At 69.2% G+C, this 17,659-nt stretch carries 13 protein-coding genes; 3 read left to right on the top strand and 10 right to left on the bottom strand.

Annotation, left to right across the window (positions count from 1 at the left end):
- From AQJ46_RS58700 to AQJ46_RS50210, 3 genes are all read right to left on the bottom strand, one after another.
- The coding region (locus AQJ46_RS58700; protein WP_159064266.1) for a DnaB-like helicase C-terminal domain-containing protein at positions 1-2,050 on the bottom strand (2,050 nt) is incomplete at its 3' end.
- Positions 2,051-2,239: 189 nt separating this feature from the next.
- Positions 2,240-2,452: a hypothetical protein gene (locus tag AQJ46_RS50215; protein ID WP_059212060.1), complete on the bottom strand. Its 213-nt coding sequence runs from the start codon at positions 2,450-2,452 to the stop codon at positions 2,240-2,242.
- Positions 2,449-2,691, bottom strand: a complete 243-nt coding sequence (locus tag AQJ46_RS50210; RefSeq protein WP_159064265.1) for a hypothetical protein — start codon at positions 2,689-2,691, stop codon at positions 2,449-2,451. Before AQJ46_RS50210 ends, AQJ46_RS50215 begins: the two co-directional genes overlap by 4 nt.
- Before the next feature lie 885 nt (positions 2,692-3,576).
- On the opposite strand from AQJ46_RS50210, the gene AQJ46_RS55985 reads away from it, so the two are divergent.
- A complete protein-coding gene (locus AQJ46_RS55985; protein WP_159064264.1) occupies positions 3,577-4,728 on the top strand; it encodes a hypothetical protein in 1,152 nt (383 codons plus the stop codon).
- A 229-nt stretch (positions 4,729-4,957) separates the two neighbouring features.
- Here AQJ46_RS55985 and AQJ46_RS50205 read toward each other — a convergent pair whose 3' ends face one another.
- A complete protein-coding gene (locus AQJ46_RS50205) occupies positions 4,958-10,264 on the bottom strand; it encodes an NACHT domain-containing protein (protein WP_159064263.1) in 5,307 nt (1,768 codons plus the stop codon).
- Positions 10,265-10,399: 135 nt separating this feature from the next.
- Positions 10,400-12,412, bottom strand: coding sequence for a helix-turn-helix domain-containing protein (locus tag AQJ46_RS50200; RefSeq protein ID WP_159064262.1), 2,013 nt, complete (start codon positions 12,410-12,412; stop codon positions 10,400-10,402).
- 157 nt (positions 12,413-12,569) lie between these two features.
- Here AQJ46_RS50200 and AQJ46_RS50195 point away from each other — a divergent pair, with 157 nt between their 5' ends.
- Both AQJ46_RS50195 and AQJ46_RS50190 read left to right on the top strand, forming a co-directional pair.
- Entirely contained in the window at positions 12,570-13,805 is a 1,236-nt protein-coding gene (locus AQJ46_RS50195) for a hypothetical protein (RefSeq protein WP_059212056.1), read from the top strand.
- A gap of 232 nt (positions 13,806-14,037) precedes the next feature.
- Positions 14,038-14,484 carry a restriction endonuclease gene (locus AQJ46_RS50190; RefSeq protein ID WP_208617134.1) on the top strand — a complete coding sequence of 149 codons (447 nt, stop codon included), beginning with the start codon at positions 14,038-14,040 and terminating at the stop codon, positions 14,482-14,484.
- A gap of 110 nt (positions 14,485-14,594) precedes the next feature.
- Here the strand turns inward: AQJ46_RS50190 and AQJ46_RS50185 are convergent, their stop codons facing one another.
- The 5 genes from AQJ46_RS50185 to AQJ46_RS50165 all read right to left on the bottom strand — a co-directional run bounded on the left by AQJ46_RS50185 (position 14,595) and on the right by AQJ46_RS50165 (position 17,513).
- On the bottom strand, positions 14,595-14,993 hold the full coding sequence (locus AQJ46_RS50185; protein ID WP_059212054.1) for a PIN domain-containing protein: 399 nt from the start codon (positions 14,991-14,993) through the stop codon (positions 14,595-14,597).
- The gene (locus tag AQJ46_RS50180) at positions 14,993-15,256 is read right to left on the bottom strand and encodes a hypothetical protein (RefSeq protein ID WP_059212053.1); all 264 of its coding nucleotides are present in this window, start codon (positions 15,254-15,256) and stop codon (positions 14,993-14,995) included. The genes AQJ46_RS50185 and AQJ46_RS50180 overlap by 1 nt, the downstream gene beginning before the upstream one ends.
- Before the next feature lie 182 nt (positions 15,257-15,438).
- A complete protein-coding gene (locus tag AQJ46_RS50175) occupies positions 15,439-15,975 on the bottom strand; it encodes a hypothetical protein (protein ID WP_159064261.1) in 537 nt (178 codons plus the stop codon).
- Positions 15,976-16,369: 394 nt separating this feature from the next.
- Positions 16,370-16,888: a hypothetical protein gene (locus AQJ46_RS50170; protein WP_059212051.1), complete on the bottom strand. Its 519-nt coding sequence runs from the start codon at positions 16,886-16,888 to the stop codon at positions 16,370-16,372.
- A 7-nt stretch (positions 16,889-16,895) separates the two neighbouring features.
- Positions 16,896-17,513 (bottom strand): family 43 glycosylhydrolase, encoded by a 618-nt coding sequence (locus AQJ46_RS50165; protein ID WP_059212050.1) that lies wholly within the window; start codon positions 17,511-17,513, stop codon positions 16,896-16,898.
- Positions 17,514-17,659: the final 146 nt, after the last annotated feature.

Raw genomic sequence — 17,659 nt, 5'->3', positions numbered from 1 at the left:
CCCTCTGGGAGGAGGACAGCTCCGAGACGGTCCACTCGTCCCCGGCCCGCTCCTCGTCGAGGTGGTGGACCAGGGCGGCCAGCACACCCCGCAGGGCGTCCGGGAGCTGCTCGAGCGCGCCGGCTTCCATGTAGGGGCGGACCGCGTCGGCGAGGTCGGCGGTGACCTTCTCGCCCTCCGCGCCGCCAAACGCGCGTGCGGCGTCGAACCGGCTCACCGGCTCGGGCGGGTCGGTGAAGCGGGCGCACGCGAGATCGGCGCGCAGCGGCACCCGCGTCAGCTCGCCGAAGTCGCGTTCGGCCACCGCTACTTGGGCGTCGTTGCCGGTGCGGGTCAGGGTCAGGGTGAGGTGGGCGGCGTCCAGCGCGGCCAGGACGTCGGGATCGGCGGTGTCGAGCACGGCCACAACCGGCACGTTCCGGGTGCGGGCCAGGTGCGCCAGCACCCGGGCCGCCTCCGGCAGCGCGGAGCCGGACAGCGGGATGAACGGATCGGCCGCGTGCTGGAAGCGGTCGACGACGACCAGGGCCAGGCCCTCGACGTACGGGGCGGTCTCGGCGATCGCCTCGGCGCTCAGGCCGGTGCCGTCGTCGACGTGCAGGTCGGCGGCCGTCAGCCGGGCCTGAACCTGGGCCGCGGCCTGTTGCTCGTCCTCGGTGAGGGCGCCGGTGCGCAGCCGCCGGTAGTCGAGCTCGGCCTCGGCGGCGATCACCCGCAGCGCCACAGCCGTCCGCGACGGGCCCGACGCCGCGTACAGCACGGGGAGTTGGTGGGTGAGGGCGGTGTGCCGGGCGGCGTGCACGGCCAGGAGCGAGCCGCCCGCGTGCGGCTCGGCCGCCACCACCGTCAGCACCCCCGACGGCAGGCTTCCCAGCACGGCATCCAGAGCGCGCAGGCCGAACCCGAACCGCGGCACAGCCGGCGGCGCGACGGCCTCGGTCAGGGCCAGCCCGGCGACCTCCCCCAGACCGTGCAGCCGGTGCAGCCCACCACCCGCGGCCGGGACGGGCGGTGGGACCTCGGGCGTACGCGCTGAGGCCGCCGTACCGTCCTCACCCGCCGTACCGCCCGCGTCCTGACCGCCGACGGCTTCCTGAGCGGCAGCGTGACCGGCCTGCTCGACCTCGGCGGCCTGGTCGGACTCGCGCTGGCCGGCGCCCTGCGGATCCCCGCCCCCAGCAGCAGCCGGCACGGCGGTCGCATCGTCCAGAGCCGGGGCCGGGGCGTGGCCGGGCGCAGCCGCCGCGCGTACGGGGGACGAGTCCTCCGCGGCCCCAGAAGCGGCCAGCGACGTCCCCGGACCAACGACGGGCGCAGCCGCCGCGCGTACGGGGGACGAGTCCTCCGCGGCCCCAGAAGCGGCCAGCGACGTCCCCGGACCAACGACGGGCGCAGCCGGGCCTTCAGCCGCTCCGGGCGCGGCAGACGGCAGCGGCGCGGCATCCGCCACCCCGGCATCTGTGAGCGCCTCACCGGGCACCGCGACCAGCACGTCACCGGGCGGCACGAGCGAGGCCTCCACCAGCACCGCCAGCGGCGTCGTACGCTCCAGCAGCACCTGCGGCACACCCCGCCGCACCGGCGAATCCCCCGCCTCCACCACAAGATCACCCAGCTTCGGGCGCGCCGCCGTCCGCGCCCACGACGGCCACCCCGAAAGCCGGGCCCGCGACCCAGCATCCAGCCGGGCCACCGGGATCAGCGCCGCGCGGTAGGTATGACGGGCCTTCGCATCCCGCTTCTCGACCACCACCACCTGGCCGTCGTCCCGCGCCGCGTCCACCAGCTGATACAGGCGGTTCCGCGCCTCAGTAACCCCCAACACCACAACAGCCGCCGAACCGGTGACCGGCCCGGCGGCCTCCTCGGAGAGCGCGGCAGCGACGGCGGACGACTCGACGGAGCCGGCTGCCCCCGCAGGGGCAGCCGGACCGGCGGCGCCGGCCAGCACGTCGACGGCGGACGGCTCGACGGCAGCCGGACCGGCGGCGGACTCAGCGACCGACTCGACGACGTCGGACGGCTCAGGAACCACGGGACGATCAGACATCAGGACCTTCTCCAACAGGGCGGTACACCGCCGTGAGCAGCACCGGCCACGGCCGGGAAACGATCAAGAAAATGGGGTCCGGGTGGCACGGCATCACCAGCGGACACCGTGCAGCGGGACGACGCGCGCAACGGGACGGGACACAAGCGGCGTCCGCGCCCGACAGCCCGGGGCGCGGCGGCACGGACGCTACACACCAACCCCGGCCCGGGCGCGGGCGCGGATCCTGTCGATCTCCAGCGCCCCGGCGAGCAGTCGACCGGCCGTCAGCCGAGGGTGCCGGCCGGCGCAGTCCCGCGCCCAGGCCTGGTGTGCGCAGCAGGTCACCCGGTCATCGGCGTGCATCCCGGCATCCTCCAGCCGGTCATCACGCACGAGCGCCGCCGCGAGACCTCTGCTCACCGGCCACCCACCCCCGCCTCCGCCAGGAACGGGCCGGGGAAGTCGGGATGGGCCTGCCACCGCTCCGCGATGCCGCCCAGCTCCCCCCACGCGAGACGGGCCGCGTCCTGGTCGCTGCGGTGCACGGCCTCGACGAAACCCCGGTACGCCGCCTGCGCCTCCCCCAGCCGCACCCGGTAGACGTCCACCGCCGGCTCACTGTCCGCCGTCGGATACTCCGCACGCAGCTCCTCATCCAAACGCGCATCGACGAACTCATACACGGCCCGAACCCAGGCCTCCGAAGGCACCACCGCAGACACAGCAGACACAGCAACCCCTCCAAAAACGATCAACACGGCAACAACCAGCACGGCAACGATCCACACGACCACCCCACAGGGCAGCGACCAAGCCCGCCGGTACGACGCCCGACCAGCACCGCGACCAGGCACAACACACCCACCCGACAGCCGAGTTCACACCCAGCCCGCCCACAGCACCCCACCCTACCCAACCCGTAACACCACGCGCCACACAACCAGGGTGGACACGCACGAACACGCAACAAGACACGTAACAAGCAGGGAGGGAGGAGGGGCGCGCCGGAGGCGGGCGGGGAGGGGCGCGGGGCGGGAGGCGGCGGAGGCGGGGCGAGACGGTTGGTGATCCGCTGGCGTTCCAAATGGCGGATGCTGAGGATCTCGTTATGTCCTCTGTCCGATGCTCTCGGTCAACCCGACGATGCTGCCCGGACGAACTGGAGGACGACCTGATCGCCCGCCGCCAGCACTCTCTCACCCGGGCTTGGAAGGGCGAGGTCGAAGGCATGGAGCTGGCCCTGACGTTCTTCCGCTACAAGCGGTCCCAGGTCCGCGGTTCGAAGCATCTGCCCTCGGTGAACCTGGGCGTTCCCTCCATCCCTCGCAGCAGACTCACGACCGAGTGATCGGCACGACGGACAGTCGAGGACATGCGCTCTGGCACTTCCAGCGCCGCCGGACTAGGTCGTAGCCACCTGGAGATGCAAGAGCCTATCCGGATCCCTCACACTGAAAGTACGGCCGCAGCATCACAAATGGCGCGTCTCTCGGTTTCACGCCGCGAAACGCCAGCCTCCTAGAAATACAAAAGGAGGAGAAGAGGTGTGCGCCAACCGTTCCTCTGTTTACCTGTCCGGCTGGGAGTACAACCGGTTGCTCCAAGTAGACCCCACCGCCCCACGCATCTCAGCCCTACCGGCCTCCATTCTTTGGAATGGCAGTCACCAGCTGTGGATGTTTGAACAGGTGTACTGCACCAGAGAATCATTCGAGAATGAGATAGAGGCAACAGAGCGCCTCGGTTGGGTAAATGGGACGGTACTACGTGATCTACAGCGCGAGGGCATCCTCAGAACCGTCGATTGGAAGACTCTTCCCGCAGAGCTGAAAGATCGCCTTCACGCTACGCGAAGAGAAACACTGGACACACTTCCGGAAGCCCGGATTAGAGCTGCCATAAATGGAGGAGATGCCTCTACGCTCGAACTCGCCAAGGTGCTTATACTGGAACCCATCCTGGACTACTTCGACTGCTTCGAGTCTGGTGCGCCGAACTCGATCTCAACTTGGATCTCCGCGCGAACGGCGCCGCTAAACGCCCCTAGAGTGCCCAGCGGTCTAACCCAACTGCTCGCCAACGGCCTACAGGTCTGCCGCCCACCGGGTACAGGCATTTCAGAAGAGGCTAATCGCAGGCAGCGCCATGTGCAGGAAACAGTAGAAAGTCCCATGATCCCACGCCTTCTTACCGGGGAAGGAAAATTCCGGGGCGCGAGAGGGTTTGAGCCGTATTTCCGGAAACTGGAAAGATATAAGGACGCCTACGAAGCCGCGAACGATCAGCTGACTAGCGACTGGCTGCAGAACAAGCAGCAGCTTTTCGCACTCCGCGAGGCTGCGAGCAGACACTTGTGGCCTGAACTACACGGCTACTGGCTTCCCTTGATCAGGAATGCCAAGTCTGATGAGGAGCTGGATCGAGTCGCGCGAGAATTCAGCAGGTGGATTCGCGGGGCACTCACACTGGCCCCCATGGTGAAATATCTGGCGAGTCGACCCACGAATATTGTTATTGGCTCGCTTGGCCCTCCAGCACTTGCAGTCGCGCTGCAACACGCCGGATTTACCTGGCCGGAAGCAGTGGCGGGGGGAGCCATTGAATATGTAGGACAATCGACTGTTGGCAATTTCCTTAACCGAGTGACCAACCTTGCTCTCTTTTACCAAGAGGCGCGCAGAATCCTCGCTCAGTAGGCTCTCAGCTTCCCCCGGCTTGGCGCAGAGAGGCTGAAGCGGCGGACCACCAGCGTCTTCCCTGACCCTGCGGTACCTCCGGTACAGCTGCAGCTGATCCGACACGAGATCGGGCCGAGCCGCACACACACCGACGGCAAGCACACTGGTCGTACTGGTGCGAAGCACACGCCGGAATCGGCCGCTGACACGAGGCGGGGCAGCTCGAGAGCGCAACGACGTTCGGAGCTCAGCGAACGGTGTCGAGGAGATCGAGGACGGCAAGCCTGATCGGCCTCGGTGTCATGAGGGGGTTGTCGTGCAGGACGCTGCCGCTGTCAGCGAGCGGCGCCAGGGCCGCTGCGACGTCGGCAGGAAGCCCGGTGGCGGTGGCCAGAATGCCAGCCAGAAGGATCTGCTGGTGAGCCGGTTGGCTCGGCGCAGGAGTGTAGGTACGCCCGGTGAGGTGCCACTGGGTGGCGCTGGTGTCCATGGTGTCGGGGCTGGTGATGGCGTCGATCATGGCTTGTTCGGCTTGGGGATCGCGGCGGATGCGGTGGGCCGTTGCCTCAAGGAGTGCGGGCGCAGCAAAATCGGCGTCGCGGCGCTGGAGCCGTTCGGCGATGCGCAGGGTGAGGTGGGGTACGTGGGCGGGCGGGGCGAGGTTAATCGTCACGGCGATGGCTTCGGGCCAGGTCCAGTCGATCCGGTAGGTGCCGGCCAGGTGTTGTTGCAGGGCGCGGTAGAGGCTGTGCGCGTGCGGGTCGTCCGGTAGAAGGCGGGCCAGGGCAATGCGGCACCAGCCGGTGACGGCCATGTCGATTTCGTCGTCATTGATCAGTTGTGCTGTCGGCTTTCTGCCCGGGGGGCGGATCAGGAGTTCCAGCAGTTCACGCTTATGGGCGTCGAGCGGAAGGAGTTTGCCCGCCACGTGGAGCACGGGTTGGGGGTCGTTGTCGGCCCGGGCCGCCTGGGCTGCTTGGCGGAGCAGACCTGGATCGTCCGGGTTGGTGTCGGCGTACCAGGCAAACACCGTCTTGTCGCGCAGGAGTTTGGGGTCAGCGCGCACAGCATCGCTCAGTGCACGGTCGAGTTCGGGGTGCCGGGCTGCAACGGTCGCCAGCGTGGCCCATACCTTGGTGAGGTCCGGAGGGGTGCGGCTGAGCCGCCCGGCCAAGCGTTCGAGCAGCCGGTTGCCGCACTGTTGTTGCAGCGCGGTCCAGTGGGTTGCGACCAGCTCGGTCAGCTGGAGGTCGGGGTCGTAGAGGGGGTCGTCGAATTCGACGGAGGCGGGTCGGCCGTTGTTGCGCTCGGCGACGCCTTCCAGAAGGGTGACGTCACCGAGCAGGAGCATGATCACCCAGGCGGTGCGTCGGCGGTCGTCGCCCGTGTTCAGATCGTAGGAGAGCAGTTCCTGACGGCATTCGGCGCGCAGCCTCTCCCGTGCCTGCTGCGAGTTGGGGTGTGCTGTGGTGGCTTCCGGTGTCGCGCCGTCGCTGCCGGACGCCGTGACGGGAGTGACGGCGAGGGTACGGGCCAGTGCTGTCGCGGCGGCCCGGCGCACTGGGCTCGAGGTGTCGTGGCGCCATTCCTTGAGCAGCTCGGTCACGGTCTCGGTGTCGATGCCGCGCCGTGTGAGCTGCTGGGCGATCAGCACGCGCAGAGCGGGCGGGAGCGGATTGAGCAGGGCCGTGGCTTCGGCGATGATCTGTGCGGCTTGGGGGCTGTTGAGCGGGCCATAGCCGATGAGGACCGGGCCGACCTCGGGCTCTGCGCCGGTCAGGCATTGGCGGGCGTAGGTCAGGACTTCAGGTACTTCGGGCCATGCTCCGATGATCCAACCGCGCGCGGTGCCGAAGTTCTCTCTTGGCACCGCATCGAGGCAGACACGGGCAAGCGCCTGTGCGTCGTGGTGTTCCAGAGCATGTTCGGCCTGATCGGACAGAACGGGAGAGGGTTCGCCACGTACGGCGTTCTTGCAGTCGATCCAGAGGCTGGCGAGGGCGGAAATGGCATGCTGGACGCCCTCTCGGGGGCGCTGCTGGATCAGCTGGAGCAGGTGATCGATGCCGTCTGTGGGTCCCAGGACCGTGGCCACGACCTCGACGAAGGACACGGCCTCATCAGCAGGACCGTTGATCTTGCGCAACAGAGCTTCTCGGGCAACGGGGTCGTCGCCGAAGTGCTCTTGTAGGGCCCGGGCAGCTACGGCTGTTCCGAAAGACGCGTCGAGGGCACTGATCAGGTGATCACGGACCTGGCCGGTGCGGGCCAGCCGGGCCAAGTGGAAGGTGTTGTCTGCCGGGTGGAAGGATTCGTGCAGGAGGCGGGTCTGAGCGGCGTCGCGGATGGCAGGCTCATCGGCCCAGGCGGCCGGCGCGTTGGCCAGGGAGTAGGGCAAGTAGTCGTCGGAAGCGATCTTGCGTGCCGCCCACTGGACGACCTTTGGATCGTGCGGAAATGCGGTGAGCACCACCCACCAGGCGAGTTCTCTCCATCCGGGCGTGCCGGGCTGGCCGGGAGTGCCCGACAGGATGGCAAGGCAGAGGTCCCGCACGGACTCGTCGTCCTGCGCTGCGTCGCTGACCATCTCCGCGGTGACCCGGTCCAGGACATCCCCCACCGAGTCCCGTTCGAGCAGGCTGAGCAGCCACTGACGGTCGTTCTCGTCGTACGGTTCGATGCCCTGGGGGGTATCGCGTCGCAGGGCCCGGTGCGCGCGCAATGCGACGGCCCGAAGGCCGATCACGCCCTGGCGCATGCCCCAGGAGATCAGTTCCGTCGTCCTGGTATGCCCGGGCCAGCCGGTGACCAGTGCGTCGAGCGCGGCGGCCTGGATGGTGGTGTCGCTTCCTTCGCATGCCAGGACGGCCAGGGCCTGTGCCACTTCGTCGGTGCCTGCCATGCGCTGGGCGAGGGCGTGGGCCGAGGCATGCTTGACAGCGTCAGAGGGGTGGTGCAGTGCTTGCAGGAGGATCGTCTCGGCGTCCGGTACGGCGATGTCTTGGCGGCGCAGCGACCAGTAGGCGTTCGGCTCGTCGGTGGTGGCGATCGTCTTGCGGGCGAACCACGGCAGCAGGACCCGGCGGGCAGTGGTCTCGGCCAGGGCGCCGGTGAGGGCGGCGAGCAGGCGTGCCCGATGGGGCATCCAGGGGTGGTGCTCGACGCGGGCGCAGAGCAGTTGGGCGAAGCGGGTGACCTCCCGATGGGGCATGCGCACTCCGGCGGCCAGGGCCTCCGCGGCCAGTTCGTGGCCGCCCAGTTCCGCAGTCGAGTTCTTCGGGCCTGCGTCGAGGGCCGTCTGCAGGAGCTCGGCGGCGTCGCTCGGGCGGTCCTGCCCTGCCAGCAGGGCAAGCAGCACGTCCCGCCAGGAACGGCTTCCCGCTCTGGAGCGGACGACGGCCTGCTGGTCGGCAAGGGGCAGGGTCATCAGGTGCTCGGCGCATAGCTGCTCGGCGACAGCTCGGTGGGCAAAGCCCAGGGTGCCGGCTCCCTGGGCGAGCAGGATGCCGAGATCGCCTTCGGCCACCTCCATGATCTGCGGGGCCAGACGGCGGGCCTCCGCGCCGTCGTAGCCGAACAGGTCGTCATCGCACAGTGCCCGGACCACGCCGGCACGCCATACCCGGGTGCTGGCGGCAGGTCCTGTGTCGGCCTGTCGCAGCTCGTAGGCGACAGCGGCCAACACCTGGCGGACGTCCCGGGCGTCCAGTCCGCCCGCGGGCTGGCGCACGTCGCGACGCCGGATGGCCGGATGCTGCTCGAGCAGTACGTCAACCAGCCGCCGGTAGGCCTCCATGCGTCGCGTGGGCAGCGGTCCGCTGGACCACATCCCGGCCAGCATCAGCAGGAACAGGGGAACGGCGGCCAGCGCCTTGAGGTCGGCCACGGCCTTGACTTCGTCCAGGAAGCGGTCGGCGGTCTCACCCATGAGGCGCTGCGCGATCTGGCCCGCCTTCTGCTCTCCCGCGGGAGTGGCCGGCTCGGCGGTCACGGCCCTGGCGAAGGCGGCCCGTGTCATGCTCTGCTGCTGTGCCGCAGACAGCGGCGCCAGGTTTCCCACCCGCCATCCCGCCAGCGGCATCAGACGGCGCAGAGCGTAGGGGCGGCTGGAGACGATGGCGGCGATGTTGCGGCTGCGGACGAAGTTCTCCAGGAGGGTCAGGGCAGGGTGGGCGCTGTCCTCGTCGGTCCACTCGTCCAGACCGTCGACGACCAGCAGCAGCCGGTCATCGGCCAGGGCCCGCTCCACCAGATCGTGCAGGTGCTGCGCGGAGTAGCGGGTGAGCCAGGCGCGGACGGCGGACTCCACGGACCGCTCGGCGTCCCCTTTGAGGTATTCGCACAGAAACGAAAACGGCAACCACACCGGCAGATGCGAGCCGAACCTCGCGGCCAGGGCTGCCGATCGGGGCCTGTCGTCCAGGAGGTCGGACACCACGAAGCGCAGCAGACTCGATTTTCCCGCCCCTGGCCCGCCGGCCACGACCGAAAGATCACCGTCGGCCAGCCACTCGTCGCATGCGCTGCGGGTCACCTCCAGGCCGCCCAGCTCGTCCTCGACCCGGCCGCGCTCCAGCAAGCGGTCCACGGCGGGTACGGCGTCACGGTAGGACCAGGGGGCGTACCCACCGACGACCTGTTCCATCTCCGCTGTTCCTGCCGCACCCGGGCCTGTTGCGCTGGGCAGACCGTGCCCGTCCCGGCGCTCGTCCGCCCTGTCGGGCTGCTCGCCCGCGGTGCCCGGCGAGCCCGCTAGGAACTCACCGCCGCTGTCGGTGATGTCCAGCAGGACGTACTCAAGCGGCTTCGGTGGGTGTGCGGACACGGCCGGAGCCAGCAGGACCGCCCCTGTGTCCTGAAGTGCGAAGGACGCCCGGTACAGGCTGCGCAGCCCCGAGCGCAATGCCTCCACATCCTGGCCCGGCAGCCGGCCCGCCAGAGCCTGTGCGGCCTCGGGACCGCAGAACTCGGCCACCCAGGGGCGGCCGAAGAAGTCGTCGACGATCTCGGGCAGGTGTCGCAGCCGCTCGCTCACCGACTCGCGTCCCCAGCGCTCGAGCCGGATCCCCGCCTTCTCCAGTCTGTCCGCTTGGCGCTCAAGTTCCTCAGCCAGCGTGGTGGGGCGCAGGGCATGGGTGGTGGCGTAGATGAAGACTTCCGACCGGTCGGCCCAGGAGCCGGCCAGGAACTTGTCGACCGCTTTGCTGATGTCCGCCGGCGTCAGCGTCGCCACACGCTTTGACTGCAAGGTGGTGTAGCGGCGGCCGGGATCGGTGCTGGCGGACGCGGCCGGACCGAGGGTGTTGCGGACGAACAGGTCGATGCCTTCCTGGCCTTGTCCTGCTGTGCCGTACAACTCGGCGTACTCGGCCTGGCCGTCTAGCTCGGCCAGTCGCAGAAACAGCCGCTCCGCATCCGGCCACGGCAGTTGGTCCAGCGGCAGATAGTCGGCCTTGGTGGCAATCGGCGGCGCGACTCTGCCCGAGGGAGGAACACGCAGGCTCGTCGGCACCTCCCCCGACGACCGCACCGCCGCACCGCTCCGCCTCGCCACGACCCGTATCCTCGCACGGCACCCCTGCCCTTTCTCGGCAAGTCCCCGACGGGGAATGAATCTGCTGGCTGTGCGACGCGGTGATTCAACTGAGACGTGGGACTGCTGTGCTCATTGATGCGTCCATGCCCGCCCTCACTCGCGGGTGGTCGTCTCCCCGGCACCGGCCTCTTCCGTGTCCTTCTCGGGTTGCATCGCCGCGCGTACATCGCCGAAGAGGTTGATCGTGGTGATCCGGGGGCGCTGTCCGACGCCGTTCAGCGCGATGATCGACACCAGCCCCCAGATGACGGCCATTAGGCCGGCCGCGGTGCCCCGGGCGGCCGGTCCGGTCCCAAACCACGTCATCGCAACGGTGCCCACCCCCCACAGCATCCATGTCAGCCGGGCCGCGAAGGCGCGAACGACGGTGGAGAGCACCAGCGCCAGGATGCCGAGGCCGATCCACAGGGCGTGCGCCGCCCCGGGGGTGAGCGGGAGGCCGGCGGTATGGGCGTGAAGGAACCGGGTGACCGGTTCGTCGACGGTGCGCACCGCCAGGTGGGCGTGGTGGCCGAGGTCGACAGCTCCGACGGCCTGGGCGAGGCCAACCCCGATGCCGTACAGGCCGGGTAGGACGATCGGGGTCAGGCAGATCCACATCCATGCGGGGGCCTCGCGCCATTTGCCGGACAGTACGGTGTGGAGTTCGTCAGCGCGGCGGTCGATCCACTGCGCGTCCATCACGCGCATCCAGGGCTGCTTCTTGGCGTGTTCGGCGGCATGGTTCGGTGACAGGTTGGGTGCGCGCAGGTCGGCGGCGAGGTCGGCCAGGGCTGCGCGGGTGGTGCGCCGCAGAGCCGGGTCGTAGCCCACGACAGTGATCGAGAAGAACAGCATCGTCCAAGGCGCGGTGAGCAGCCACCACCACGGGCCCCAGGAGATGCCGGCCTGCAGGCTCGCCGCGGCGCCGGCGGCGGTGAGGGCGGCGGTCAGGCAGCGCAGTGCGCGGGGGGCGAGCGTGGCGTAGGTGATGGGCAGCGGTCGAGGCAGGGGTTCGCGGCGGGCGGCGGCGCGCAGCCACGGCCACAGGCGCGCGATCAGGTGCCAGGGTTCGGCGACCAGGACGAGCCCGGAAAGGGCGACCGTGTCGGTGATCACGATCCAGCCGGGGGCGTGCGCGGCAAGGGCTACCAGGTGGAGCGAGGCGCCGGCGGCGGCGATCAGGCAGCCGAGGGTGCGGCCGAGCAGCGTCGTGGCGGCGTGCCAGCGCTCGCTGCGCCGCACCGTGATGTCGGTGGCGGCGGTGGTGGCCGCCAGTCCCATTTGGCCGGCTACTTCGGTGCGCAGCGCGTGGCCCTGGTCGAGGAGGATGCGGGCGGTGCGCAGGGCCTGGGCCGGGTCGGCCAGGAATGCCGTCTGGTCCAAGTCCGGGGCGTGCTCTTCCGGTTGTGGTGCGGCGGCCTCTTCCTTGTCGGGGCCGACCAGGCGGAGGAGGGCGAGTTCTTCTTCCAGTTCCAGGCAGCGGTGGCGGGCGGTGGCGGCGAGTTTCTCCGCCTCGTTGCGGGCCTGGCGGGCTTCGGTGAGGTCCTGTTCGGTCTGCTTGAGCTGCTCGATGGCGCGGGTGAGTTTCTCCTGGGCCTGGTCGGCGTTCTCGCTCTCCGGCGAGACGGCGGCGAGCTGCTCGATCTGGACCCTCAGCTGGGCGTTGAGAGTGGTCAGCAGAACCACGAGTTCCTGGGCGGTGGCCAGGTCCTGTGCCAGGCGGTGGCTGTGGGCGTCGGCCTGGGACAGGCGTCCGCGGCCCTCGGCGATGAACCGTACGGCGGCCGGCGCGGAACCCGGCGGCGGCCGGCGCACGGCCAGGTCTCCGGCAGGCGGGTTGGTCGCCCGTTCCCACAGCCGAAGTGCCCGCGTCTTCATCGCATCGAGCTGGCCGGCTGGGGCGGTGGCCTCGACCAGTTTCAGCACCACGTCCATCGTCGGGACCGTTCCGGACAGGTGGTTGCCGATGCTCGAGCGAGACCAGCTGAGTTCCTTGGCCAGGTCGTCGTAGGTCTTGCCGGACTTCTCGCGCAGTTCCCTAAGGAACTCGGCTAACGCCCGCGCCTGGGGCGTCTCCGCCCGGATCGCAGCCGGTTTGCGACCCCTCTTTCCCCCACCCGCCATCCATGCCCCCATCAGCGCATTCATTTGTCCTGGACATACCAAGCAATGTCCAGAGTCGACCTGCGCGAACCCTCCGTCGGTGGTGTGGACAATTCCCGGCCGCCGCACGCTCAAGGCGTACCGCTCAACCCCAACCGCCGTTACCGGGAGCTGACCCATGCGCACCGCCGCCACTGCGAGCCGCCGTTCCTCCGCCGTCCGCCACCCTGCCCACGCCGTGCCCACTGCCCTCCGCCGCTCGCGCCCCAGGCACGGGGACATAGCCGTTGACACCGCCACGCGCCTACTCGTCGACCTTCGCCAGGCACCGGACAGCGTCCGCGATCTGCCACGCGGGCGCGCTTCCGGCCGCTACAGCTGCCTGGCGTGCGGGCGGGCGCTGGAACTGTGCGGGCCCCGCGATCACACTGACTTCACCGCCCGCTTCCGTCACACCCGGCACGAGATCGACCGCTGCCCGGCCAGCCCCGGGCAACTGGCCCGTGTGCGTGGCGCCGTCGCCGACGCCCGGGCGCTCGCCGAGCGTCTCATTGCCGCCGCGCCCGGAGTGCGCATCCAGGTGGCGGTGACCGCCACCGCCGAGCCGGAGGTGATGCCGGTGCTGGCGCTGCAGTTGGAGGCGCCCTCCGGCGCCGGCGTCATCCACCTCCCCCACGGCGAGCTGAGCGACGAGCAGGCCGACCGGATCCTGGCCGTCCGGGACACCGCGAGGCGGCAGTGGGTCCTGTTCGACCGCCATGACGGCGCCCACTACCGTGCGGCCGGCCAAGTCCAGGTCCGTACCCGCCGACAGGACCAGCGCATCGACAAGATCACACCCACCTCCGGCCAGCGGCGCCTTGCTCAGGCACAGGTCGCCGTAGCCTGGCGCGACGACGGCACTCTGCTGTTGCCCTTCGGCGGCCACCCGATCACCTACCCGCCCCGGGCCGGAGAGGACTGGAGCGGATCGGCAGCCTCCTGGCAGCGAGACTGGAAGATCAGCCAACCCAGGCCCGCCGACGGCGCCGCCTGGTGGGGCCTGCTGCCCCTGCCCCTGCGCGCCCTGGCCGCCCCCGCCCTGCTGGGCGCCGCGGTCACCGCGATGGCCGACCTGGAAGCAGCGCAGTCCGGCCGCGAGGCATACCGGCGCGGCAAGGCCCGCGAACGCTACGCCCAGACGCAGACCTGGCGCGCCCCCGCCCGGCCGCAGCAACTCGCCCTCCCGCTTCCCGCGGACACCGCCGTCTCCCCCAACCGCAGCATCTCCGCCGCGGACCAGGCTCGCCAAGTCGCCACCCAGACTCCGGCAGCTGTCGCTCCGGCGCCTGATCTCGAACTCGCCGCCCAGGAAAGCCGACCACTTCCGTGGCAGCGCTGGCGCAGGCTCCTGGCCTGGCTGCGCCGGCACTGAAGCTCCGAGCCAACATCCCGGCCCCGGCGCAGTGCCGGGGCCGCGCGCCAACACACGTCCGGCTGCTCAGCAGCGCTGATGTCCGGCGCCGTAGCCGCCTGGAGCGTGCCCGGACCGTACAGGAACAGCGGATCGGCACGCGACCGCGGCATCATGGCAGGCAGTAGCGGTGCGGGCGGAGGAAGAGATGACCAGCAAGAGGAACACCTGGCGGTCCTACGAGGACGTGGCTGTGTACCTCCTCGACCAGATCGCCTCCAAGCTGGACCTTGATCGCGTCGAGGACAAGCAGAAGGTCATCGGTGAGCGTTCCGGGACCGAATGGGAGATCGACGGCAAGGGCGTCAAGGTCGGTGACGAGGGATTTGTGATCATTGAGTGCCGTCGCTACACCACGTCAAAGCAGAAGCAGGAACAGATCGCTGGCCTCGCCTACCGCATCATCGACACCGGTGCCGACGGCGCCATCATCGTGAGTCCCCTCGGGCTCCAGGAGGGCGCCGCCAAGGTCGCGGAGGCTGAGAACATCCGCACGGTCCATATGGACCAGAACAGCACGCGCACCGACTACATGTTCAGGTTCCTCAACGAGGTATTCGTTGGTGCGTCCGACACGGTGCACGTTTCGGAATCGGTCACCATTGAGGTCGTCCGAGGGCCAGGTCCGGAAGCCGGCTAGGGCAGGCCCGCCGGCGGTCTCGGCGGGCGAGGGCCCGGGGAGAGCGGCATGGCGAGGCCCATGGGGGCCTGACCCGGCTCACGCGATACGGTTCGCGGCCACCAGGCTCGTCACTGATCAGGGTGGACGGCTTGGATGCCGGTGCCCTCGTACGTCTCCGGAGTCAGGGTGAGGAGGAAGCGTCCCGAAGGATGGGCAGCGGACGGCCGGGCTGCGTGGATGGCATGCACAGAGGCCCAGGAGTGCCCGGCGCGCAGCAGCTCGGTGGCCGCGATCGCCGCGTCCGAGTCGAACACTTCGAGCTCGACGAAACGCAGCCCCTTGATATACGCGAGTAGACCGGGCTGCTCAACGTCGCTGGCGGTCATCGACAGCACCGGTGCGTAGAGCGTCCCCAGCCCCGCGGAGGCCTGCACGTAGAAGGCAGCCACCGCATCGCTGAATGCGTCCTTGGGATCGTAAAGGGCCGTGGCGGTCGTATGGTCCAGGACCACCGCGATCGCTACCACTATGCGGCCGCCTGACCTGAGCCGAGGCGCTCAAGCAGAGCGCGCGCCTTCGCCTCGGCCTCCGCGCTAGGTGCATGGCCAAGAGCGGAAGCGAGCTCCGCCCGGGCGAGCTCTGCGCGCTCAGCAAACTCGGCCTGCGTCGGGGCCCCCTGCGCAAGGTCCTCAACGAAGCCGCGGATGGTCGTACCGTGCTCAGCCGCCAGAACCGAGAGCCGATCCCGGGTGGCGGAGCTGACTTTGATGCTTGTCTCGTCTGCTGCCATTCCCCAAGCCTACCGCGTTCCTCTACCGCGAGTAGAGGAACGAGACAGGAAGGAAGAACCCGGGGCCTGCCGCTCCAGGAGCATCACCAGCATGAACGAGCGCACCCACATGCAGGAGCGGCAGATCCCCCCACGCACCCGCAGCGGAGTCGCCCCTGACCTGCGGTGTCTTGGGATCTTGGTCACTGCCGCACGGCGTGCGCAGCCGACTCTAGGGCGGGGTCCCGCAGCGCAGGACGCTCAGGGTCGCTCCAGTCGACGTCGTACGCCACGTTGTCCGCCCAGCTGCGCCAGCCGTGGATCGAGGCATCGAAGAAGAAGTACAGGCTGACAGACTTGATCTTAACGGGGCGCCGCTGAGCATCCCACGACAGAACGTCAACCACCGGGCTGTCGGCGACGAGGGCCCAACCTGGAGCGGCGATCCGGCGGGGCCAGTAAGTCGGGACGTCGATGATGAAATAGGGCGGTCTGTCGCTCTCCACCTTCCACGTGAAGATCACGCCTGTCCGCGCCCCTGCCGGCACCTGCCGCATCCTCACCACGGTGGGCGGGACCTCCGGAGCCCGGGCCTCGTTGTACGCGGGGTGGAGCCTCTCCTGGCTCCTGCGGCGCGACGCACGGGAGGTGTCCGACTCCTCGACGGTGTGGCGGAAGCCGTCGGTGACCTCCTTGGTGACCCAAGTGGCGATGGCAGCGCGGGCCTCGGCAGTCCTCACATACACGAGCCTAGGGCAGGCTGCATCAGGTCGACCAGGGCGCACCGGCGGGCGCACGCGGTTCGGCTCACCGGCACGGTGCCCATGGTCAACCGTGGTGTCTGGCCGAGTCGGTCCGCATCTTGCGAGCGGCACGGACCTGGGCTCGGTCGATCGGAGGGCGCGTAGCTCTCGGTCACGCCGCCGTTCTGGACGAAGCGACGCACAGGGCCGAAGGGGCAGCACACCGGCCGGGGACGACGGTGATCACTTTGCGTAACTCTGTGACCGAGTAGGCCTCGTGCGGGTCATGTTCCCCGAAGCCGAACAACTCAGGAGCCGGGCTGCAGCGCTTGCTTGAGTCCGCGCCCGTCGCCCGGCGTGGCGCAACTGGCCGGAGACCGTGAACAGGCCCCTACGTCGCCGGGACAATCCACAAAACGACGGTACGACGCACTCCGGCCTCCAGCATCGCCTGGGACCTGTGCTGGCCGTTGACGTAGCCAGACTCGGATGCGGGCTGGATCGCGTCGGACACGCTGAACAGCGTCGCCAGCGCCTCGCTCTGCCACCGGTCCGCGCCAGCTGCGGCAGCGTGAGCCACGGCGAACTCCTCCATGTCCTCTGCGGCAATTCCCTGTGCCCAAGCACGATTCAGCACGTCCAGCGCCATCGCACTCACCGCGTGCCAGTCGCCGCCGTGATACCAGCAGCAGGTCCGGGCCGTACGCCGTGGCAGGGCCTGGCGCACCCAGCGCCGCCACCCCATGCCGGACGGCATGCACTCTGGCTCCCGGAACGGACGGGGTCGGGCGAGACTGATCACCGCGAACTCCGCGAACACCAGCTCCGGTTCAGGCTCTTCAGGACGCGGAACATAGCCATCACCGCGATCCGTCGCGACCGGCATCCCTACCAAAGCCTCGAGCGCCACGGGTTGCTCAACGCGACGATGTAGATGCTCGGGTCGGTCCGACCCACTGCGGCGTCGGCGCCCCCGACCAGGTGAAGTACAGCCGGCCGTCGATGGTGACCACGCTGCCGTCGATGCCCCACCAGTCGTTCGCACCGAAGATCATGCCTTTGTGCGTGTACGGGCCGAGCGGGTCGGTGCCGGCGCTCTCCAGCACGTGCACGCACTGGTCCTCGATGTCACCGGTTCCGGCGGAGTAGTAGATGTACCAGCGTTTCCCGTTGGGGCCGTCGAGCAGGTGCATCTCCGGAGCCCAGATGTAGCGGTCACGGCCCGTGGCGTGGGCGCTGAACACCGGCACCGGCGAAGCCGCTTTCAACGCCTCGATCGTGGGCGCCTTCCGCATCGTCAGCGGCCCACTGTATGGCGTCGTCATCAGGTAGTAGCTGCCGTTGTAGTAGGTCATGTACGGGTCCGCGCCGGAACTGTTGAGCGGGTTGGCGAACGTCGCCGTGGCCGCCTGCGCACCGGATGCGGCCATCACCGTCCCGACCGTCACACCGCCGACGACGACGGCGAGCGCCGTCGCCGTGGCACACAGCCTGCGGACGAGAGAGAAACCCTTCCACGCGTTTGAGATGCTCATGACAGAATATCCTGTTCGCGTCGTGGAGCGTAAGCGCCGCGTTCGTGAGCATGCAATGCCATGCCGGAGCGATTCACCCGGGTACTGCCAGTTCCCGCCATGTCCCGAAATGGCGGTGATGGTCTCACTGTTGGGTGATCGAGCGA

The organism is Streptomyces canus (assembly GCF_001514145.1).
Taxonomy (GTDB): Bacteria; Actinomycetota; Actinomycetes; order Streptomycetales; family Streptomycetaceae; genus Streptomyces; species Streptomyces canus.
Note: the sequence above shows the minus strand (reverse complement) of the source record. Positions and strands in the feature narration are given on the sequence as shown.